General features: G+C 60.8%; 22 protein-coding genes, 3 tRNA genes and 1 riboswitch. Of the genes, 22 read left to right on the plus strand and 3 right to left on the minus strand.

Annotated elements, in window-relative coordinates; translation table 11 throughout:
- Positions 1 to 74 precede the first annotated feature (74 nt).
- From pocR to cobT, 20 genes are all read left to right on the plus strand, one after another.
- Complete coding sequence (gene pocR / locus ACLH1U_RS08035) at positions 75 to 986, plus strand: transcriptional regulator PocR (RefSeq protein ID WP_023290877.1); 912 nt, start codon at positions 75 to 77, stop codon at positions 984 to 986.
- Positions 987 to 1,287: 301 nt separating this feature from the next.
- A riboswitch (cobalamin riboswitch) is annotated at positions 1,288 to 1,456 on the plus strand.
- An 87-nt stretch (positions 1,457 to 1,543) separates the two neighbouring features.
- A complete protein-coding gene (locus ACLH1U_RS08040; RefSeq protein ID WP_065805339.1) occupies positions 1,544 to 2,923 on the plus strand; it encodes a cobyrinate a,c-diamide synthase in 1,380 nt (459 codons plus the stop codon).
- A complete protein-coding gene (cbiB, locus tag ACLH1U_RS08045) occupies positions 2,920 to 3,879 on the plus strand; it encodes an adenosylcobinamide-phosphate synthase CbiB (RefSeq protein WP_411299174.1) in 960 nt (319 codons plus the stop codon). The genes ACLH1U_RS08040 and cbiB overlap by 4 nt, the downstream gene beginning before the upstream one ends.
- Positions 3,880 to 3,889: 10 nt before the next feature.
- Positions 3,890 to 4,522 (plus strand): cobalt-precorrin-8 methylmutase, encoded by a 633-nt coding sequence (locus ACLH1U_RS08050; protein WP_072420538.1) that lies wholly within the window; start codon positions 3,890 to 3,892, stop codon positions 4,520 to 4,522.
- On the plus strand, positions 4,519 to 5,658 hold the full coding sequence (gene cbiD / locus ACLH1U_RS08055; protein ID WP_004114997.1) for a cobalt-precorrin-5B (C(1))-methyltransferase CbiD: 1,140 nt from the start codon (positions 4,519 to 4,521) through the stop codon (positions 5,656 to 5,658). Before ACLH1U_RS08050 ends, cbiD begins: the two co-directional genes overlap by 4 nt.
- The gene (locus ACLH1U_RS08060) at positions 5,652 to 6,257 is read left to right on the plus strand and encodes a cobalt-precorrin-7 (C(5))-methyltransferase (RefSeq protein WP_101862140.1); all 606 of its coding nucleotides are present in this window, start codon (positions 5,652 to 5,654) and stop codon (positions 6,255 to 6,257) included. The genes cbiD and ACLH1U_RS08060 overlap by 7 nt, the downstream gene beginning before the upstream one ends.
- On the plus strand, positions 6,247 to 6,816 hold the full coding sequence (locus ACLH1U_RS08065) for a decarboxylating cobalt-precorrin-6B (C(15))-methyltransferase (protein ID WP_032453946.1): 570 nt from the start codon (positions 6,247 to 6,249) through the stop codon (positions 6,814 to 6,816). Before ACLH1U_RS08060 ends, ACLH1U_RS08065 begins: the two co-directional genes overlap by 11 nt.
- Positions 6,809 to 7,582: a cobalt-precorrin-4 methyltransferase gene (locus ACLH1U_RS08070; RefSeq protein ID WP_102002258.1), complete on the plus strand. Its 774-nt coding sequence runs from the start codon at positions 6,809 to 6,811 to the stop codon at positions 7,580 to 7,582. The genes ACLH1U_RS08065 and ACLH1U_RS08070 overlap by 8 nt, the downstream gene beginning before the upstream one ends.
- Positions 7,563 to 8,618, plus strand: coding sequence for a cobalt-precorrin 5A hydrolase (gene cbiG / locus ACLH1U_RS08075; RefSeq protein WP_411299175.1), 1,056 nt, complete (start codon positions 7,563 to 7,565; stop codon positions 8,616 to 8,618). Before ACLH1U_RS08070 ends, cbiG begins: the two co-directional genes overlap by 20 nt.
- Entirely contained in the window at positions 8,618 to 9,343 is a 726-nt protein-coding gene (locus ACLH1U_RS08080) for a precorrin-3B C(17)-methyltransferase (RefSeq protein WP_004105101.1), read from the plus strand. Before cbiG ends, ACLH1U_RS08080 begins: the two co-directional genes overlap by 1 nt.
- Positions 9,340 to 10,125 (plus strand): cobalt-precorrin-6A reductase, encoded by a 786-nt coding sequence (locus ACLH1U_RS08085; protein ID WP_411299176.1) that lies wholly within the window; start codon positions 9,340 to 9,342, stop codon positions 10,123 to 10,125. Before ACLH1U_RS08080 ends, ACLH1U_RS08085 begins: the two co-directional genes overlap by 4 nt.
- Before the next feature lie 10 nt (positions 10,126 to 10,135).
- Positions 10,136 to 10,930 (plus strand): sirohydrochlorin cobaltochelatase, encoded by a 795-nt coding sequence (gene cbiK / locus ACLH1U_RS08090; RefSeq protein WP_064157656.1) that lies wholly within the window; start codon positions 10,136 to 10,138, stop codon positions 10,928 to 10,930.
- Positions 10,927 to 11,640 carry a cobalt-factor II C(20)-methyltransferase gene (locus ACLH1U_RS08095; protein WP_186977111.1) on the plus strand — a complete coding sequence of 238 codons (714 nt, stop codon included), beginning with the start codon at positions 10,927 to 10,929 and terminating at the stop codon, positions 11,638 to 11,640. Before cbiK ends, ACLH1U_RS08095 begins: the two co-directional genes overlap by 4 nt.
- Positions 11,637 to 12,374 carry a cobalt ECF transporter S component CbiM gene (gene cbiM / locus ACLH1U_RS08100; protein WP_411299177.1) on the plus strand — a complete coding sequence of 246 codons (738 nt, stop codon included), beginning with the start codon at positions 11,637 to 11,639 and terminating at the stop codon, positions 12,372 to 12,374. The genes ACLH1U_RS08095 and cbiM overlap by 4 nt, the downstream gene beginning before the upstream one ends.
- A gap of 1 nt (position 12,375) precedes the next feature.
- Positions 12,376 to 12,657 (plus strand): energy-coupling factor ABC transporter substrate-binding protein, encoded by a 282-nt coding sequence (locus tag ACLH1U_RS08105; RefSeq protein WP_004105092.1) that lies wholly within the window; start codon positions 12,376 to 12,378, stop codon positions 12,655 to 12,657.
- Entirely contained in the window at positions 12,644 to 13,321 is a 678-nt protein-coding gene (locus tag ACLH1U_RS08110; RefSeq protein WP_060591993.1) for an energy-coupling factor ABC transporter transmembrane protein, read from the plus strand. Before ACLH1U_RS08105 ends, ACLH1U_RS08110 begins: the two co-directional genes overlap by 14 nt.
- A gap of 8 nt (positions 13,322 to 13,329) precedes the next feature.
- Positions 13,330 to 14,145, plus strand: coding sequence for an energy-coupling factor ABC transporter ATP-binding protein (locus ACLH1U_RS08115; protein ID WP_004105088.1), 816 nt, complete (start codon positions 13,330 to 13,332; stop codon positions 14,143 to 14,145).
- The gene (locus ACLH1U_RS08120; RefSeq protein ID WP_411299178.1) at positions 14,142 to 15,665 is read left to right on the plus strand and encodes a cobyric acid synthase; all 1,524 of its coding nucleotides are present in this window, start codon (positions 14,142 to 14,144) and stop codon (positions 15,663 to 15,665) included. The genes ACLH1U_RS08115 and ACLH1U_RS08120 overlap by 4 nt, the downstream gene beginning before the upstream one ends.
- Entirely contained in the window at positions 15,659 to 16,204 is a 546-nt protein-coding gene (gene cobU / locus ACLH1U_RS08125) for a bifunctional adenosylcobinamide kinase/adenosylcobinamide-phosphate guanylyltransferase (protein ID WP_087849635.1), read from the plus strand. The genes ACLH1U_RS08120 and cobU overlap by 7 nt, the downstream gene beginning before the upstream one ends.
- Before the next feature lie 74 nt (positions 16,205 to 16,278).
- Positions 16,279 to 17,334, plus strand: a complete 1,056-nt coding sequence (cobT, locus tag ACLH1U_RS08130; RefSeq protein ID WP_411299179.1) for a nicotinate-nucleotide--dimethylbenzimidazole phosphoribosyltransferase — start codon at positions 16,279 to 16,281, stop codon at positions 17,332 to 17,334.
- A 96-nt stretch (positions 17,335 to 17,430) separates the two neighbouring features.
- Here cobT and ACLH1U_RS08135 read toward each other — a convergent pair.
- The 3 genes from ACLH1U_RS08135 to ACLH1U_RS08145 all read right to left on the minus strand — a co-directional run bounded on the left by ACLH1U_RS08135 (position 17,431) and on the right by ACLH1U_RS08145 (position 17,726).
- A tRNA-Met gene (locus tag ACLH1U_RS08135) sits at positions 17,431 to 17,507 on the minus strand.
- Between the two features lie 32 nt (positions 17,508 to 17,539).
- Positions 17,540 to 17,616, minus strand: a tRNA-Met gene (locus tag ACLH1U_RS08140).
- Positions 17,617 to 17,649: 33 nt separating this feature from the next.
- Positions 17,650 to 17,726: transfer RNA gene (locus tag ACLH1U_RS08145), tRNA-Met, on the minus strand.
- A 210-nt stretch (positions 17,727 to 17,936) separates the two neighbouring features.
- On the opposite strand from ACLH1U_RS08145, the gene mltA reads away from it, so the two are divergent.
- Both mltA and tcdA read left to right on the plus strand, forming a co-directional pair.
- Complete coding sequence (mltA, locus tag ACLH1U_RS08150) at positions 17,937 to 19,034, plus strand: murein transglycosylase A (RefSeq protein ID WP_008806279.1); 1,098 nt, start codon at positions 17,937 to 17,939, stop codon at positions 19,032 to 19,034.
- A 105-nt stretch (positions 19,035 to 19,139) separates the two neighbouring features.
- The gene (gene tcdA / locus ACLH1U_RS08155; RefSeq protein ID WP_275256824.1) at positions 19,140 to 19,949 is read left to right on the plus strand and encodes a tRNA cyclic N6-threonylcarbamoyladenosine(37) synthase TcdA; all 810 of its coding nucleotides are present in this window, start codon (positions 19,140 to 19,142) and stop codon (positions 19,947 to 19,949) included.
- Positions 19,950 to 20,029: the final 80 nt, after the last annotated feature.

Consider the following 20,029-nt stretch of genomic DNA (forward strand, 5'->3'; position numbering starts at 1 on the left):
AATGGATGATGAAAGGAAGTAAATATTAAAGAAATGTTTTATTTATAACAAAAAATTAACTGAGAGGTTTTATCATGATTTCTGCGAGCACACTGAACTCAGAACTCATTAATAAAATCGCACAGGATTTTGCGCAGGCCACCAGTCTGGCGGTGGTGGTCGTCAATATTCATGGTGATGAAATATCTGAACTGTTTAACTTCACCCCTTTTTGCCAGCTGATGCGCCAGCATCCCCAGCACAGCACCCGCTGTCGAATGAGCGACCGCTGCGGCGGGCTTGAGGCGTCTAAAACCGATCAGCTCTGTATCTACCGCTGCCACGCCGGGTTAACCGATTTTTCCATTCCTCTGGTTATCGCCGGGCACCTTGTGGGCTTTGTGCTTTGCGGCCAGGTGCGCTTAAGCAACGATGTTGAACTGGTCGATATCCTCAACGTGGATGACCGCTGGCAGGCCGACCCCGAGCTGCTTAAAGCGTTTCGCGACGTGCCGGAAATGGACTACGCCAGAGTGATTGCTTCTGCTGATTTACTGAAGCTTATCGTCGAAAACTGCCTGAAAAAACAGCTCAACTTTGTGGTGATTAAAGATAATCCCCAGCAGCCGGAACCTGCGCGTGCCAGCCGCGTTGCCAGCCCTCATGACAGCAAAATGAAGAAGGCGCTGCGCTACATTGACGCCCATTTATCCGACGAGCTTCGCCTGGAAGACGTCGCCGCTCACGTTTATCTCAGCCCCTATTACTTCAGTAAGCTGTTCAAAAAATATCAGGGTATCGGCTTTAATGCCTGGGTGAACCATCAGCGGATGGTGAGCGCCAAAGAGCTGCTATGCCACAGCGACTGGAGCATCGCCAGCATTGCGCGGAATTTAGGATTTTCGCAAACCAGCTATTTTTGCAAAGTTTTTCGCCAGGCCTATCAGGTGACTCCGCAGGCCTATCGTCAGCAAATTAACGCCAGATCACAAACTGAGTCAGTTTAAATGACAATAATTTGTTATCGCCGGTTTTTGTTATACCCGCGTATCCTGCTCATTCTAAAATGAAAATATCTCATTCACAGCAATAAATTGTCATAGCGCAACAAAATAATAATGAGAGAACGATAAACTGCACCAGTTTTTATTTATTTGATGGGATAGAGTGATATCCGAAATGGCTTTCAGCGCGCCATCGGCGTAATGAAATAGCTTTGGTATTTAAAAATTAAGCACGACGGAAGCCATTCTGCTTCCGTAAGATGTTCCGGGAATCATTCGAGTGGATTTCATCCCGCTCGAATCATGACGGACTAAACCGACAGGCGCCAGGGAAGGGGGTGTAAATCCCCCGCAGCCCCCGCTGCTGTGATGCTGACGAACCCATATTTAGCCACTAATCTGTTTACCGGATTGGGAAGGATGGGAGAGGACGACGCTAAGCCAGAAGACCTGCCTGTCGGTAATAATCAACAACTTCGGTGGGAAGTGGGTTGCTCAGATGCGTACAGTCGAAAGACTGGGAATGCACGCAGCCCTACCACCCGGCACAGGATCGGGGTATGGCAGCCAGGCAGCACGCATTTATTCTCGCAGGTACCGGCAGCGGTTGTGGTAAAACTACGGTCACGCTTGGCCTGCTCAGCCTGTTGAAGCAGCGCGGCATGCGGGTTCAGCCCTGCAAAGTCGGCCCGGACTACCTCGACACCGGCTGGCACACCGCCGTCAGCGGCGTCGCTTCCCGCAACCTCGACAGCTTTATGCTCCCGGAGCCGGTGCTTAACGCGCTATTTTGCGAACAGATGCAGCGGGCGGATATCGCGGTCATTGAGGGCGTGATGGGGCTGTATGACGGCTTCGGTACCGACCCTGGCTACTGCAGCACCGCCGCGATGGCTAAACAGCTCGGCTGTCCGGTCATTTTGCTGGTAGATGGCAAAGCGGTTTCCACCTCCATCGCCGCCACGGTGATGGGATTTCAACACTTCGACCCCAGCCTCAACATTGCCGGCGTTATCGTCAACCGCGTCAACAGCGAATCCCATTATCAGCTTCTCAAAGGCGCCATTGAACGCTATTGCGGGCTGCCGGTGCTCGGCTACGTACCGCGAATGGAAGGGGTGGCGTTACCCGAACGCCATCTGGGGCTGGTTACCGCCCGCGAGTCGCTGGTCAATCAGCAGCCGTGGCGCGATTTTGCCCACACGCTGGCGCGAACCCTGGATATTGAACGGCTCCTTGCTCTTAGCCAGCTCACCACCCTGCCCGCCGGGGAGTGGCCGGCGCTGCCGTCGCCCGACGCCGGCGCGGGCCTGACGCTGGCGCTGGCCGACGACGAGGCCTTCAACTTTTACTACCCGGATAACCTCTCGCTGCTTGAACGCTGCGGAGTGAATATCGTGCGCTTCAGCCCGCTGCGCGATAGCGAGCTGCCACCGTGCCAGATGATTTGGCTCGGCGGCGGCTATCCGGAAATTCATGCTGCCGCGCTGGCGGCCAATACGCCGATGCTGGCGCAGCTGCGGGAGGCGCACCGGCGCGGGGTGGCGATTTACGCCGAGTGCGGCGGTCTGATGTATCTTGGCAGCTCCCTTGAAGACGCCAGCGGCGACATCTATCCGATGGCCAATCTGATCCCCGGCCACAGCAAGATGGGCAAACGGCTTACCCGCTTTGGCTACTGCGAGGCGCGGGCGATGCGGCAAACGCTGCTGGCGGCGCCCGGCGAAACCCTGCGCGGGCATGAATTTCACTACTCGGATTTTACTCCCGAGTCCCCGGCGGTTCTGGCCTGCCGCAAGGTCCGCGACGGTATGACCCTTCAGCAGTGGTCCGGCGGCTGGCAGGTAGGCAACACGTTCGCCAGCTATCTGCACCTGCACTTTGCGCAGCGTCCCACCATGCTCAACCACTGGCTGGCTGCGGCAAGGAGCGCGCTATGACGCTGCTGGCATGGGGCGTTGCCTGGCTCCTCGATTTTATCATCGGCGATCCGCAAAGCTGGCCGCATCCGGTGCGCTGGATTGGCAGCCTGATCGCCGCCGTTCAGCGCGGTGTGCGCCGCTATTGCCGCAGCGATGTCGCCCTGCGCGTCGGCGGCGGGGTGATGTGGCTGGTGGTGGTCGGACTAACGTGGAGCGTCTGCTGGGGCGTGCTGACGCTGGCGCAGAGGATTCATCCGTGGCTTGGCTGGCTGGTTGAGGTCTGGATGATTTTCACCGTGCTGGCCGGACGCTGCCTGGCGCAGTCGGCGCGGGACGTCGAGCGCCCGCTGCGCGCGGGGGATCTGGCGGAAAGCCGCGTCAAACTCTCATGGATTGTCGGCCGCGACACGACGCAGCTTGCGCCGCAGCAGATTAATCGCGCGGTGGTGGAAACCGTCGCGGAGAACACAGTTGACGGGATTATCGCGCCGCTCTTCTTCCTGCTGCTCGGCGGCGCGCCGCTGGCGATGGCCTATAAAGCGGTCAACACCCTGGATTCGATGGTCGGCTATAAGCACGAAAAATACCGCGCCATCGGCATGGTCAGCGCCCGCCTCGATGATGTCGCCAACTTTATCCCCGCTCGCCTGAGCTGGCTGCTTATCAGCCTCGCCGCTTTCCTCTGCGGTGAAGCGGGCGGCCGCGCGCTGCGCATCGGCTGGCGCGACCGCTACAACCACAGCAGCCCGAACTGCGGATGGTCGGAGGCCACCGTCGCCGGGGCGCTCGGCATCCGGCTTGGCGGCCCTAACGATTACTTTGGTCAGCGCGTGGAGAAGCCGTGGATTGGCGAGGCGACGCGCGACGTTTCCGTAGACGATATTTCCCGAACGATTCGACTGATGTGGGTGTCTTCGACCCTGGCGCTGGCGCTGTTTATGGCGATCCGGTTCTGGCTGGTCGGCGCAGCCTGAGGACAAATGAATGCACTATATCCAGCAACCGCAGGCGATTGAGGCGAAAAGCTTCGACATTATTGGCGACATTATTGCGCAGACTCGCCCGGACTACCGCTTTGCCAGCCCGCTGCACGAAGCCATTATCAAGCGGGTGATCCACACCACCGCCGATTTTGACTGGCTGGATATCCTGTGGTTTTCTCCCGACGTGCTTCCTCGCTTAAGCGCCGCCCTGAGCCAGCCCTGCACGCTTTATACCGATACCACCATGGCCCTTTCCGGGATCAATAAAACCCTGCTGGCGAAATTCGGCGGCGAGTGCCGCTGCTATATCAGCGATCCGCGGGTGGTGGCGGAGGCCAAAGCGCAGGAGATGACCCGCTCGATGGCGGCGGTCGATATTGCGGTTGCCGAAGAGGGCGAGAAGGTGTTTGTTTTCGGCAATGCGCCCACCGCGCTGTTTCGTCTGCTGGAGCATGATGTCGCGGTCAACGGCGTGATTGGCGTGCCGGTCGGCTTCGTCGGCGCGGCGGAGTCGAAAGACGCCCTGACGCAGAGCGGCCTGCCGGGCATTGCCGCGCTGGGTCGTAAAGGCGGCAGCAACGTCGCCGCCGCTATCGTCAACGCCATTCTGTACCACTTACAGGGGGCGAGATGAGCGAGCAATCCTTCGACGCCCCGGTGTGGCACAACGGCAAGGCGCTGCGTAAAGGCTATACCACCGGATCCTGCGCGACGGCGGCGGCAAAGGTCGCGGCGCTGATGGTGATGCGCCAGCACCTCATTCATCAGGTCTCCATCGTGACTCCTTCCGGCGTCACCCTGTGTCTTAACGTCGAATCACCGCACGTCGAAGGGCAGCAGGCGATCGCCGCAATTCGTAAAGACGGCGGCGATGACGTTGACGCCACCCACGGCATGCTGATTTTCGCCCGCGTGACGCTCGACGACTCCGGCGAGATTACCCTGCGCGGCGGGGAAGGTATCGGCACCATCACCCGTAAAGGAATCGGCCTGCCTATCGGCAGCCCGGCGATTAATCGCACCCCGCGCCACACCATTGAGTCGGCGGTGCGCGAAGCGATAGGCCCGTCGCGTGGGGCGACGGTAGAGATTTTCGCCCCGGAGGGCGAGGAGCGGGCGCAGAAAACCTATAACTCGCGGCTGGGGATCCTGGGTGGTATCTCGATTATCGGCACCACCGGTATCGTGACGCCGATGTCGGAAGAGAGCTGGAAGCGTTCGCTGTCGCTGGAGCTGGAAATTAAGCGCGCGGCGGGGCTGGAGCGGGTGGTGCTGGTGCCGGGCAACCACGGCGAGCGCTTCGTACGCGAGCAGATGGGCATCGACTCGCAGGTGGTGGTCACCATGAGCAACTTCGTCGGCTACATGATTGAAGAGGCCGTCCGCCTCGGGTTCCGCCAGATCGTGCTGATTGGTCATCCCGGCAAGCTGATTAAAGTCGCCGCCGGGATCTTCCATACCCACAGCCATATCGCCGATGCGCGCATGGAAACGCTGGTCGCGCATCTGGCCCTGCTGGGGGCGCCGCTGGCGCTGCTGCAACTGGTGAGCGAATGCGATACCACCGAAGCGGCGATGGAGCACATCGACGCGTACGGTTTTCAGCCTATCTATAACCATCTTGCTGAACGCATCTGCCTGCGGGTGATGCAGATGCTGCGTTTTACCAAAACGCCGCCCGTCTGCGACGCCATCATGTTCTCCTTTGATAACAAGGTCCTCGGCAGCAATCGCCCGGTGGCCGAGATTGCGCGGGAGATGTCATGTTAACGGTGGTCGGCATGGGGCCGTCAGGCCTGCATTTGATGACGCCGGCGGCGCGGGACGCAGTCGCCAGCGCGGACGCGCTGGTGGGCGGCAAGCGGCATTTGCAGCAGTTCCCTGAGTTTGACGGCGAACGGTTTGCGCTGGGTGCCAATATCGCCGAACTGCTGGAATGGCTCGGCGAGCGTGACGCGCAGAAGGTGGTGGTGCTGGCCTCCGGCGACCCGCTGTTTTACGGCATCGGTACGCGGCTGATCGCCCACTTTGGCATCGAGCGCGTGCGCATTATCCCCGGCATCAGCGCGGTGCAGTATCTCTGCGCGAAGGCCGGTATCGATATGAACGATATCTGGTTGACCAGCAGCCACGGGCGGGACGTCTGTTTTGATGAGCTGGCGCGCCAGCGCAAGGTGGCGATGGTGACCGACGGGCGCTGCGGGCCGCGGGAAATCGCCGCCCAGCTGGCGGCGCGGGGTAAAGGGTATCGCTGGATGGTGATTGGCGAAAATCTGGCGATGGATAACGAGCGGATCCGCTGGCTACCGGTCAGTGAGGTCGACGGCGAATATGAGATGAACGCGGTGGTGATCCTCGATGAAAGATGAGCTTTTTCTGCGCGGCGAGAAGGTGCCGATGACCAAAGAGGCGGTTCGCGCGCTGGCGCTGGCCAAACTTGAACTGCACCGGGCAAGCCACCTGATTGATATCGGCGCCGGTACCGGCAGCGTGTCGATTGAGGCGGCGCTGCAGTATCCCTCTTTGCAGGTAACCGCCATCGAACGCAACCCCGCGGCTCTCCGGCTGCTGGACGAAAATCGCCAGCATTTCACCTGCGGCAACATTGAGATCCTGCCCGGCGAAGCGCCGATGGTGATGACCGAACGCGCCGACGCCATTTTTATGGGCGGCAGCGGCGGCCGCCTCGACGAACTGATTGACTGGTCGTGGCAGCAGCTCTACCCCGGCGGTCGCCTGGTGATGACCTTTATCCTGCAGGAGAACCTGAACGCCGCTCTCGACTATCTGCGGCTGAAGGGAATCGAACAGGTTGATTGCCTGCAGCTGAACGTTTCATCGCTGACCTCGCTGGGCAGCGGCCACTATTTCAAACCGAATAATCCCGTTTTTGTTATCGCCTGTCAGAAGGAAGAAAACCATGGCTGAGACATTTGACCCCCGTTGTGTGTGGTTCGTTGGCGCAGGGCCGGGCGACCGTGAGCTGATTACCCTCAAGGGCTACCGCTTGCTGCAGCAGGCCCAGGTGGTGATCTACGCCGGGTCGCTGATAAACACCGCGCTGCTGGAGTACTGTCCGCCCGGCGCCGAGTGTCACGACAGCGCCGAACTGCATCTGGAGCAAATTCTCGACCTGATGGAAGCCGGCGTTAAAGCCGGGAAAACGGTAGTGCGTTTACAGACCGGGGACGTGTCGCTGTACGGCTCGGTCCGCGAGCAGGGCGAAGAGCTGACCAAACGCGGTATCGACTGGCAGGTGGTGCCGGGCGTCAGCGCGTTTCTGGGCGCCGCGGCGGTGCTGGGCGTCGAGTACACCGTCCCGGAAGTCTCCCAGAGCCTGATCATCACCCGCCTTGAAGGGCGCACGCCGGTGCCGGCGCGCGAGCAGCTTGAATCATTTGCCAGCCACCAGACTTCAATGGCGATTTACCTTTCCGTGCAGCGCATTCACCGGGTAGCGGAGCGCCTGATGGAAGGCGGCTATCCGGCAACCACGCCGGTGGCGGTGATCTATAAAGCGACCTGGCCGGAAAGCCAGACCGTACGCGGTACGCTGGCGGATATCGGCGACAAGGTACGCGAGGCGGGGATCCGCAAAACGGCGCTCATTCTGGTCGGGAATTTCCTGGGCTCTGAGTATCACTACTCAAAACTCTACGCGGCGGACTTTAGCCATGAATACCGTAAAGCCTGAATCAATCGCACTTTTCTGCCTGACGCCAGGGGGCGTTCGGCTGGCGAAACGGCTGGCGGCGATGCTGCCGTTAACCTGCTTTACCAGCGAGAAGCTGCTGGAAGAGGGTTTTCTTCCCTTTGAAAACGGTTTTGCCAGCGCCGCGCGCGAGGCCTTCAGCAGCTATTCGGCGCTGATTTTCATCGGCGCCACCGGGATCGCGGTACGCGTGCTGGCCCCGCTGGTCAATGATAAGTTCAGCGATCCGGCGGTGGTGGTGATCGACGAACGCGGCCAGCACGTCATTAGCCTGCTTTCCGGCCATGCGGGGGGCGCGAATGCCCTCAGCCGCTATCTGGCCGGGATGCTCGGCGCCGACCCGGTGATCACCACCGCCACCGACGTCAACGAGTTGGCGGCCCTGGATACGCTGGCATTCCAGCTTAATGCCCGGATGAGCGACTTCCGCGCGGCGGTGAAAACCGTCAACCAGATGCTGGTCAGCCATCAGCGCGTCGGTCTGTGGTGGGACGACGAACTGGATGAAGACGTGAGCCGCTGCGACCGGCGGGGATTTATCACCGTGACCGATCTGCACCAGCTTCCCGAGCTGGATGCGCTGGTCTGCGTCACGCTGCGCAACGAACTGCCGCCGATCGCCGTGCCGCACTGGAAGCTGGTGCCGCAGCGGGTGGTCGCCGGCATTGGCTGCCGCCGCGATACGCCATTCCCGCTATTAGCGGCGCTGCTGGCGCGCCAGCTTGAGGCGCAGCGCCTGGATCCGCTGGCGCTGAAAGCTATCGGCAGCGTCACGCTGAAGAAGCACGAGCAGGGGCTGATTCAGCTGGCTTCCTGCTGTCGCGTACCGTTCGAAACCTTTCCCGCTGATGCCCTGCGCGAGCATGAGCATCACTTTCCCGCTTCATCGTTCGTCAGAAAAACCGTCGGCGTGGGGAGCGTATCCGGTCCGGCGGCCTGGCTGCTGAGCCATGGGCAACTGTTAGGCGAAACCCTGCGCGAACAGGGCGTCACTATTACTTTGGGAGTTTCACACTGATGTTAAGCGTAATCGGAATCGGCCCTGGCTCGCAGTCCATGATGACCATGGAGGCCATTGAAGCGCTGCAGGCGGCGGAAATCGTCGTTGGCTATAAGACCTACACGCACTTGGTGAAAGCCTTTACCGGCGATAAGCAGGTGATTAAAACCGGAATGTGCAAAGAGATTGAGCGCTGCCAGGCGGCGATTGAGCTGGCGCAGGCCGGGCATAACGTGGCGCTGATCAGCAGCGGCGATGCCGGTATTTACGGCATGGCCGGCCTGGTGCTCGAACTGGTCAGCAAGCAGAAGCTGGATGTGGAAGTCCGCCTGATCCCGGGAATGACCGCCAGCATTGCCGCCGCCTCGCTGCTGGGCGCGCCGCTGATGCACGACTTCTGCCATATCAGCCTCAGCGATCTGCTGACCCCGTGGCCGGTGATTGAAAAGCGTATTGTCGCCGCCGGGGAAGCCGACTTCGTCATCTGCTTTTACAACCCGCGCAGCCGCGGCCGCGAAGGGCATCTGGCGCGCGCCTTTGAGCTGCTGTCGGCCAGCAAAAGCGCGCAGACCCCGGTGGGGGTGGTGAAGTCCGCCGGGCGTAAAAAGCAGGAAAAATGGCTGACCACCCTGGGGGAGATGGATTTTGCACCGGTCGATATGACCAGCCTGGTGATCGTCGGCAACAAAGCGACGTATATCCAGGATGGCCTGATGATCACGCCGCGAGGCTACGTGCTGTGAGCCACGGCGAGGTGCTGGTGATGGGCGGAACCAGCGACGCGAGGGCGCTGTGTCAGCAGCTTGACGCAGCGCAGGTCCCCTACACCCTGTCGGTGGCGACGCCCACCGGCCAGCAGCTGGCGGGGGATATTCGCGGCCAGGTGCGCTGCGGGCGCCTCGAGCTGGAGGAGATGATCGCCTGGCTGAAAGCTAACCGGACCCGCTGGGTGATCGATGCTTCGCACCCCTACGCCGAAGCGGTAAGCCGCAATATCGTCCGGGCCTGTGAAACCGCCGGCGTGCTGCTGAGCCGCTATCAGCGCCCGGAGCAGCTGAGCGGCCTGACGCATCCGCTGCTCTATACCGTGGAGAGCATTGAACAAGCCTGCGAGGTGGCGCGGCGTTTCGGCCAGCGCGTGCTGCTCACCACGGGAAGTAAAGATCTGGCGCGCTGGCGGGCGGGATTAGGTGACAAAACGCTGCTGGCCCGGGTGTTGCCGGTCGCCGATGTCATCGCGCAATGCGCCGCGCTGGGGTTTGGCGTTGGCGAGATTTTCGCCCTGTGCGGGCCGTTCAGCGCCGCGTTCAACGCCGCTTTCTACCGCCAGTGCCGGGCCGACGTGGTGATCACCAAAGCCTCCGGGGCCGAAGGCGGCTATCAGGAAAAAGTACAACCCTGTCTGGATGCCGGTATCCCCTGCATCGTGATTACGCGCCCGGCGCCGCTGGTGGCGGGTGAAGAGTTACTGGAAAGTCAGGCTGCCTTTGCCCGGCGCTTATCGCGCTGGCTGGCCGCTGCTTAAGGAGTCCGAAATGAAAAAAGCGCTTCTGGTGGTCAGTTTTGGCACCAGCTATCCCGACACCTGTGAAAAGAACATCGTCGCCTGCGAGCGCGAGCTGGCGGCCAGCTGTCCGGACCGCGACACGTTTCGCGCCTTCACCTCCGGGATGATTATCCGCAAGCTCAAACAGCGCGACGGTATCGAGATTGATACGCCGCTGCAGGCATTGCAGAAGCTGGCCGAGCAGGGCTACCAGGATGTGGCGATTCAGTCGCTGCACATTATCAACGGCGATGAGTATGAAAAGATCGTCCGCGAAGTGCAAAGCCTGCGCCCGCTGTTCCTCCGCCTGACGCTGGGGGCGCCGCTGCTGAGCAGCCATCACGATTATGTCCAGCTGATGCAGGCGCTGCGCCAGCAGATGCCGCCGCTTGCCGCCGATGAAACGGTGGTCTTTATGGGCCACGGCGCCAGCCATCACGCTTTCGCCGCCTACGCCTGTCTGGATCATATGATGACGGCGAAGGGATTTCCGGCGCGGGTCGGCGCGGTCGAGAGCTATCCGGAAGTCGATATTCTTATCGATAGCCTGCGCCAGCAGGGGGTGAAGGGCGTACACCTGATGCCGCTGATGCTGGTGGCCGGCGATCACGCCATTAACGATATGGCCTCGGACGAAGAGGACTCCTGGAAAACGCTGTTCAACGCCGCCGGTATCACGGCGACGCCCTGGCTGAACGGGCTGGGAGAGAATCCGGCGGTGCGCGCAATGTTCGTCGCTCACCTGCAGCAGGCGCTGAGCCTGGCAATGGAGGAGGCGGCATGAGCGGCAAACTGTATGCCTTAAGTACCGGCCCTGGCGCCGCCGACCTGATCACCGTGCGCGCGGCGCGGGTGCTGGGCACGCTGGACATTCTCTACGCGCCCGCCGGACGTAAAGGCGGCGACAGCCTCGCGCTCTCCATCGTGCGCGAGTATATCGGCGAACGGACCGAAGTACGCTGCTGCCATTTCCCGATGAGCGCCGACAGCGCGGAAAAAGAGGCGGTGTGGGATGAGGTTGCCGCCGCGCTGGTTCAGGAAGTGGAAGCGGGCAAGCAGGTCGGGTTTATTACCCTCGGCGACGCCATGCTGTTCAGCACCTGGGTGTTCTTACTCCAGCGTATCGGCAGCCCGGAGTGGCTGGAGATTGTTCCCGGCGTCACTTCTTTCGCCGCCATTGCCGCGCGTTCAAAAACGCCGCTGGCTATGGAGCAGCAGTCGCTGGCGGTGATCTCCTGCACCGCGCCGGAAACGGAAATCGAGCAGGCGCTGCGCCAGCATGAAAGCCTGGTGCTGATGAAAGTGTACGGGCGATTTCCCCGCATCAAAGCGCTGCTGGCGAAAAACGGTCTGCTGGATGCCGCGCTGATGATGTCCGAAGCCACGCTGCCGGGCGAGCAGTGCTGGCGCCATCTCCGTGACGTCAGCGACGACCAGCCGCTGCCCTATTTCTCGACCATTCTGGTCAATAAACAGTGGGAGTATGCAGAATGAAACGTGAACAACAGCTAAAACAGCTGTCTTTCAGCGGGTTAGCTGCGGCGCTATTGCTGATAGTGGTTCCCGAAAAGGCTTTCGCGATGCACATCATGGAGGGGTTTTTACCGCCGATGTGGGCCCTGGCATGGTGGCTGCTGTTTTTACCCTGCCTGTGGTACGGGCTGGTGCGCCTGCGCCGCATTGTGCAGGAAGATAACAATCATAAGGTGCTGCTGGCGCTGTGCGGGGCGTTTATTTTTGTCCTCTCGGCGCTGAAAATTCCTTCCGTAACCGGCAGCTGTTCCCACCCGACCGGCGTCGGCCTGGCGGTGATTCTCTTCGGGCCCGGCGTGGTGGCGATCCTTGGCGCCATCGTGCTGCTGTTCCAGGCGCTGCTGCTGGCGCACGGCGGGCTGACGACCCTCGGCGCGAACGGCATGTCGATGGCGGTCATCGGGCCGGTGGTCGGCTATATGGTTTGGAAAATGGCCTGCCGCGCGGGCATTCGCCGCGACGTCGGGGTGTTTCTCTGCGCGATGCTGGCGGATCTGGTGACCTACTTTGTCACCTCCGTACAGCTCGGCGTGGCCTTCCCGGATCCCGCCGCCGGCGCGAGCGGATCGATCGTCAAGTTCATGGGGATCTTCTGCCTGACGCAGATCCCGATCGCCATTGCTGAAGGGCTGTTAACCGTCATGATCTACGACCAGTTGACCAAACGTCAGCTGATTACCGCACAGGGGCATTAACATGAAAAAGACGCTGATATTGTTCGCCATGGTGGTGGCGCTGGTGATCCTGCCGTTCTTTGTCGATCACGGCGGCGAATTCGGCGGTTCGGACGGCGAGGCGGAGAGCCAGATTCAGGTGGTCGCGCCGCATTATGAGCCGTGGTTCCAGCCGCTGTATGAACCGGCGAGCGGAGAAATTGAGAGCCTGCTGTTTACGCTTCAGGGCTCCCTCGGCGCGGCGGTCATTTTCTATATTCTGGGCTACAGCAAAGGCAGACAGCGCCGTGATGACCGGGTTTGACCGACTCAGCTATCAGAGCCGCTGGTTTCACGTCGCGCCGGAGCGCAAGTTCCTGTTCTGGCTGCTGCTGATGGTGCTGGCTTTTACCCTGCCTCCGCTGGGGCAGGGTATCGAAATGGCGCTGATTGCCGCCTTAACCTGCTGGCTGCTGCGGGTCTCGCCGTGGCGCTGGTGCCGTTGGATGGCGCTGCCGTTTGGCTTCCTGCTGATCGGTGTGCTGACCATTCTGTTCAGCGTTAGCCGCAATCCGCAGGATCTGCTGGTGAGCCTGCCGCTGGGCAGCGTCTGGCTGGGCATCACATCGGAGGGGTTGACGACCGCCAATCAGACCTTCTGGCGCAGCCTGGCGGCGCTGGCGTCCACCTTCTGGCTGGTGCTGAATCTGCCGTTCCCGCAGCTTATTTTGCTGCTCAAGCGCGGACGGGTACCGCGGCTGCTGACCGAGCAAATCCTGCTGACCTGGCGTTTTATTTTTATTCTTTTAGACGAAGCGCTGGCGATTCACCGTGCGCAAACATTACGTTTTGGCTACCGTAGCGTGCCGAAGGGCTATCGTTCGCTGGCGATGCTGGTAGGACTGCTGTTTACCCGGGTGATGATTCGCTACCAGCAGATGAGCACCACGCTGGATATCAAACTGTATCAGGGTGATTTTCACCTTTAAGGATAAGTATGCTTGCCACGACCGATCTCTGGTTTCGCTATCAGGACGAGCCGGTGCTGAAGGGGCTGACGCTGGATTTTTCCCATCACGCCGTGACCGGACTGGTAGGGGCGAACGGCTGCGGAAAATCCACGCTGTTTATGAACCTGAGCGGTCTGCTGCGCCCGCAGAGCGGGGCGGTGCTATGGCAAGGAAAACCGCTGGACTACAGCAAGCGCGGCCTGCTGGCGCTGCGTCAGCAGGTGGCGACCGTTTTCCAGGACCCGGACCAGCAGATTTTCTATACCGATATCGACAGCGATATCGCCTTTAGCCTGCGGAACCTGGGCGTAGCGGAAGAGGAAATTGCCCGCCGGGTGGACGATGCCCTGACTCTCGTCGATGCCCAGGGGTTTCGTCACCAGCCGATTCAGTGCCTGAGCCACGGGCAGAAAAAGCGCGTGGCGATAGCCGGCGCGCTGGTGCTGCAGGCGCGCTATTTACTGCTCGACGAGCCGACGGCGGGTCTCGATCCTTCGGGACGCGCGCAGATGATCGACATCATTAAGCGTATTGCCGATCGGGGCAACCACGTGGCGATCTCCAGCCACGATATCGATCTGATCTATGAAATCAGCGATGCGGTTTACGTGTTACGCCGCGGCGAAGTGCTGGCGCACGGCGAACCCGGGGAGGTGTTTGCCCGCAGCGAACTGATGGCCCAGGCCGGGCTCACCCAGCCGTGGCTGGTGAAACTGCACGCGCAGCTCGGGCTGCCGCTGTGTAAAACCGAAGAAGAATTTTTTACGCGGATGCGAAGCAACGCGATGAAGGAGGCGTCATGACGCTGGCAATTATGTTACAGGGCACCGCTTCTGACGTCGGCAAAAGCGTGCTGGTCGCGGGGCTGTGCCGCATCTTTTATCAGGACGGGCAGCGCACCGCGCCGTTTAAATCGCAGAATATGGCGCTCAATTCCGGTATCACGCCGGATGGCAAAGAGATGGGCCGCGCGCAGATTTTCCAGGCCGAAGCGGCGGGTATTATCCCGGATGTGCGCATGAACCCGGTGCTGCTTAAGCCAACCAGCGACCGCAAAGCGCAGGTGGTGCTGATGGGCAAGGTGGCGACCGATATGGACGCGGTGAGCTATCACGAATATAAACCGCGCCTGCGGGAACAGATCCTCGCGGTTTATAACAGCCTGGCCGCCGAACATGATGTGCTGGTGCTGGAAGGGGCGGGCAGTCCGGCGGAGATCAATCTGCGCGATCGCGATATCGTCAATATGGGCATGGCCGAGATGGCCCAGTGCCCGGTGATCCTCGTGGCGGATATCGATCGCGGCGGCGTCTTCGCCTCTATCTACGGCACGCTCGCGCTACTGCACGATCGCGAGCGCGCGCGGGTCAAGGGCGTGATTATCAATAAATTTCGCGGCGACGTGGCGCTGCTGTATTCCGGGATCGAGCAGATAGAAGCGCTCACCGGCGTCCCGGTGCTCGGCGTCATGCCGTGGCTGGACGTCGATCTTGAAGATGAGGACGGCGTCGCGCTGCAAAAAGGGAAATATCTGCGCACCGACAGCCGCGATATTGAGATTGCCGTGATTCAGGTGCCGCACATCTCTAATTTTACCGATTTCAACGCGCTGGCGGCGCAGCCGGACGTCCGCGTCCGCTATGTTCGCCAGCCGCAGGAGCTGGCGGGCGTGGATATGATTATCCTGCCGGGCAGTAAAAATACGCTCGGCGACCTCGGCTGGCTGCGCGAGAGCGGCATGGCGCATGCGGTACTGCAGGCCCGGCGTCAGGGCGTACCGGTGCTGGGGATCTGCGGCGGCTATCAGATGCTCGGCGAAACCATAATCGATGAGGTGGAGTCGGGGCTTGGCACCCAGCCGGGGCTGGGGTTGCTCAATACCGTCACCCACTTTGCGCACAGCAAAACGACGATCCAGGTCACGGCGACTCTGGCTCCGGTGCTGCCGGCGTGGCTGGCGGCAACAGCGGGGCTGGCGATAAGCGGCTACGAAATTCATATGGGCGAAACCGAGCTGCGCGACGGCTGCCGTTCGCTGATGCAATTACATAAAGGCAGCCTGAGCGTGGCGGACGGCGCGGTCAGCGATGACGGCCTGGCGTTTGGCACCTATCTGCACGGCCTGTTCGATAGCGATGCATTTACCCGCGCGCTGGTTAACGGCCTGCGCCAGCGTAAAGGGCTGGCGGCGCTGGATAGCGATTTCGAGTATGCGCAGTATAAATCGCGCCAGTTCGATCTGCTGGCGGACGCGATGCGTCAGCATATTGATATCGAAAAAATCTACGCCATCATGCGCCAACATCAGGAGCCCGTATGCTGACTTTAGTCACCGGCGGGGCGCGCAGCGGTAAAAGCCGCCATGCCGAAGCGCTGATCGCCCATGCGCCGCAGGTACTCTATATCGCCACCTCGCAGATCTTTGATGACGAGATGGCGGCGAGGATCCAGCACCACCGCGACGGCAGGCCCGCGCACTGGCGCACCGCCGAGCGCTGGCAGCAGCTTGATGAGCTGATCACCCCAGATATCGCCCCGGAGGAGGCGATTTTGCTGGAATGCATCACCACCCTGGTGACCAACCTGCTGTTTGCGCTGGGGGGCGACAGCTCGCCGGACGGCTGGGATTATGCGGCGATGGAGCGGGCGATCGACGCCGAAATCGCGGTACTGATTGCCGCCTGCCAGCGCTGCCCGGCCCGCGTGGTGCTGGTGACCAACGAGGTAGGGATGGGGATTGTGCCGGAAAACCGTCTTGCCCGCCATTTCCGCGATATCGCCGGGCGCGTCAACCAGCGCCTGGCGGCGGCGGCAGACGAGGTGTGGCTGGTGGTGTCGGGCATCGGCGTAAAAATCAAATAGGCCAGGCGCGCCGTACCGGGCGTTATTCTTCCTGCTGGCTCTGCCATGAGCCAGCCAACAAGACGAGAACCTCTATGCAAAGCTTAACCTCTCTACTGGGCGCGATCCCGGCGCCTGATGAAAACGCGATGGCGCGCGCCCGGCTTCATATTGATGGTCTGCTGAAACCGCCCGGAAGCCTTGGACGCCTTGAAGATCTTGCCGTGCAGCTGGCGGGCATGCCCGGTCTTGACGGCGTGCCGCAGGTGAAAAAAAAGGCGCTGCTGGTGATGTGCGCCGACCACGGCGTGTGGGACGAAGGGGGCGCTATTTCGCCAAAAGCGGTGACCGCAATTCAGGCGGCGAATATGACGCTGGGCAAAACCGGCGTTTGCGTACTGGCGGCGCAGGCGGGCGCGAAGATGCACGTGATTGATGTTGGAATCGATGCCGAGCTGATACCGGGCGTCATCAACATGCGCGTGGCGCGCGGCTGCGGCAATATCGCCGTTGGTCCGGCAATGCGCCGCAGCCAGGCGGAAGAGCTGCTGCTGGAGGTGATGCGCTATACCCGGGGGCTGGCGGAGGATGGCGTCACGCTGTTTGGCGTCGGGGAGCTCGGAATGGCCAATACCACCCCGGCGGCGGCAATCGTCAGCGTCCTGACCGGCAGCGATGCCCAGGAGGTGGTAGGAATTGGCGCTAATCTGCCGTTGGCGAAGGTCGGCAATAAAGTTGAGGTGGTACGACGAGCCATCGCCGTTAACCGCCCCGATCCGCATGATGGTCTGGACGTGCTGGCGAAAGTGGGCGGTTTTGATTTATTGGGGATGACGGGGGTAATGCTGGGCGCGGCCTCCTGCGGTCTGCCGGTGGTGCTCGATGGCTTCCTCTCCTACGCCGCGGCGCTGGCGGCGTGCCGAATGGCGCCGCAGGTGAAACCCTATCTTATCCCGTCGCACTATTCGGCGGAGAAGGGGGCGCGTATCGCGCTGGCGCACCTGGAGCTGGAGCCGTATCTCAACATGGGGATGCGCCTGGGCGAAGGCAGCGGGGCGGCGCTGGCGATGCCGATCGTGGAAGCGGCCTGCGCGATGTATCACGAAATGGGGATGCTGGCGACGAGCAATATTGTGTTGCCGAAGGGCTGAGAAGGTAAGGGAGCGGCGCTGCGCCGTTCCCGGAATTGTGTAGCGGATTCGCGGAGCGCAGAAACAAAAAAACACCCTTGAGGGTGTTTGTAATGTTGGTTGCGGGGGCCGGATTTGAACCGACGACCTTCGGGTTATGAGCCCGACGAGCTACCAGGCTGCTCCACCCCGCGTCACCGTACTGCTTCACATTGTCAAATTTGATTGGTTGCGGGGGCCGGATTTGAACCGACGACCTTCGGGTTATGAGCCCGACGAGCTACCAGGCTGCTCCACCCCGCGTCACCGTACTGCTTTACTTCATCAAATTTTAATTGGTTGCGGGGGCCAGATTTGAACTGACGACCTTCGGGTTATGAGCCCGACGAGCTACCAGGCTGCTCCACCCCGCGTCCGTGGAAGCGCACTATACTCCGCTAGCGAGATGATGCAACCTTTTTTCGACCAAATCGACATTTTTGTAAGAATTGGCTTATAAAACGCCATGTTGTGGTGTTTTTTTACACAAATCTGTGCCATCGATGAGATCGCGCATTTCAATAGCCCCGGCGCTTTGTTATCTTCAACACGCACTAAGGCTTCGCAGCAAAAGATGAGACACCATGAAAGGACGTTGGGCAAAATATGTAGCGACGGGGGCAATGCTGGCCATGCTCGCCGCCTGTTCCTCAAAACCGACCGACCGCGGTCAGCAATATAGCGATGGCAAGTTCACCCAGCCGTTTTCACTGGTAAACCAGCCGGATGCCGTCGGGGCGCCGATCAATGCCGGCGACTTCTCCGAGCAGGTTAATCAAATTCGTAACGCTTCGCCGCGCCTCTATAACAGCCAAAGCAACGTCTATAACGCGCTGCAGGAGTGGCTGCGCGCCGGCGGCGACACCCGTACGCTGCGCCAGTTTGGCATCGACGCCTGGCAGATGCAGGGTACCGACAACTATGGCAACGTCCAGTTTACCGGCTACTACACGCCGGTGGTGCAGGCGCGCCACACCCGCCAGGGCGAATTCCAGTACCCCATTTACCGGATGCCGCCGAAGCGCGGCAAGCTGCCGTCCCGCGCCAGCATTTATGCCGGCGCGCTGAGCGATAACTATGTGCTGGCGTACAGCAACTCGCTGATGGATAACTTCATCATGGACGTGCAGGGCAGCGGTTATATCGACTTTGGCGATGGTTCGCCGCTCAACTTCTTTAGCTATGCCGGGAAAAACGGCTGGCCCTATCGCAGCATCGGTAAAGTGCTGATCGACCGCGGGGAAGTGAAGAAAGAAGATATGTCGATGCAGGCGATCCGCGAGTGGGGTGAAAAGCACAGCGAAGCGGAAGTGCGTGAGCTGCTGGAGCAGAACCCGTCGTTCGTGTTCTTTAAACCGCAGTCTTTCGCGCCGGTGAAAGGGGCCAGCGCCGTGCCGCTGATTGGCCGCGCCTCGGTGGCCTCCGACCGGTCGATTATTCCGCCGGGAACCACCTTGCTGGCCGAGGTGCCTCTGCTGGATAATAACGGCAAGTTTAACGGCCAATACGAACTGCGACTGATGGTCGCCCTCGATGTCGGCGGGGCGATTAAAGGCCAGCATTTCGATATTTACCAGGGCATTGGCCCGGATGCCGGGCATCGTGCCGGCTGGTATAACCACTACGGCCGCGTATGGGTGCTGAAAAACGCCCCGGGCGCGGGCAACGTCTTTAGCGGCTAGTACTCACGTTCTTTTCCCCGGTCGCGCTGCGCTTACCGGGGCTACGGTAGCCCGGGTAAGGCGCTTGCGCCGCGACCCGGGAATGTCCACTAATTCTGAGGTTATATGTCTGTTGTAATCAGCGATGCCTGGCGCCAGCGTTTTGGCGGTACGGCACGTTTATATGGTGAAAAAGCGCTGCAATGTTTTGCCAACGCCCACGTCTGCGTGGTCGGTATCGGCGGCGTAGGCTCATGGGCGGCGGAAGCGCTGGCGAGAACCGGAATTGGCGCGATTACCCTCATTGATATGGACGATGTCTGCGTGACCAACACCAATCGCCAGATCCACGCCCTTGGCGGCAACGTCGGGCTGGCGAAAGCCGAGGTGATGGCGGAACGTATTCGCCTGATCAACCCCGAGTGCCGGGTCACGGTGGTGGACGATTTTGTCACCCCGGAAAACGTCGCCGAGTATCTTGGCGTTGGCTTTAGCTACGTGATTGACGCCATCGACAGCGTGCGCCCGAAAGCGGCGCTAATCGCTTACTGTCGTCGCCATAAGGTGCCGCTGGTCACCACCGGCGGCGCGGGCGGACAAATCGATCCGACGCAAATCCAGGTCGCCGATCTGGCGAAAACCATCCAGGATCCGCTGGCGGCCAAACTGCGCGAGCGGCTGAAAGGCCAGTTTGGGGTGGTGAAAAACAGCAAAGGCAAGCTCGGCGTGGACTGCGTCTTCTCTACCGAAGCGCTGGTCTACCCGCAGGCGGACGGCAGCGTCTGCGCGATGAAGAGCACGGCGGAAGGGCCGAAGCGGATGGACTGCGCATCCGGGTTTGGCGCGGCGACGATGGTGACCGCGACCTTTGGCTTTGTCGCGGTATCCCATGCGCTGAAGAAAATGCTGGCGAAGGCGGAGCGGCAGACGGCGTAATTTCCCGGGTCGCGGCGCAGGCGCCTTACCCGGGCTACAAGATAATTCCCCGGAGGCACCTGTCCGGGCGACAAAACCGC

Source organism: Klebsiella sp. 1SOBk5mer (assembly GCF_046603115.1).
In the GTDB taxonomy this organism is placed as follows: Bacteria; Pseudomonadota; Gammaproteobacteria; order Enterobacterales; family Enterobacteriaceae; genus Klebsiella; species Klebsiella quasipneumoniae.